1 protein-coding gene is annotated in these 392 nt (G+C 67.3%); it reads right to left on the bottom strand.

The window, feature by feature from the left end; translation table 11 throughout:
- Positions 1–392 (bottom strand): sodium:solute symporter family transporter (locus KI810_RS17170; protein WP_425513911.1); only part of this gene is annotated, 392 nt, incomplete at both ends.

Raw genomic sequence — 392 nt, 5'->3', positions numbered from 1 at the left:
AGGCCGGAGACGACCGCCAGGATCGTCGCGAAGGCAACGGAGCAGAGGAAGGCGAGGAAGATGTCGCCGACGATCGGGGCGATGTCCGCGCCCAACTGCTGGGCCAGGAGCAGGGTGGCCATGTTGCCGCCGGCATCAACTGCCGAGATCCCCTGCGGCGTGACATGGATGGCGGCGCCGAAGCCGAGCAGGGTGGTCAGGACGTAGAAGCCGCCGATGATCCACATGGCGATGATGACGGACTTGCGGGCCGCCTGGGCGGTCGGCACGGTGAAGAAGCGCATCAGGATGTGGGGCATGCCGGCGGTGCCGAGCACCAGGGCCATACCGAGGGAGATCTGATCAAGCGGTGCCTTCATGAACAGGGCCGGCTCCAGGAAGCGCTGGCCGGC

Origin of the sequence: Geomobilimonas luticola (assembly GCF_018476905.1) — a bacterium.
GTDB classification, from domain to species: domain Bacteria; phylum Desulfobacterota; class Desulfuromonadia; order Geobacterales; family Geobacteraceae; genus Geomobilimonas; species Geomobilimonas luticola.
This window is presented reverse-complemented; position numbering and strand designations above follow the sequence as displayed.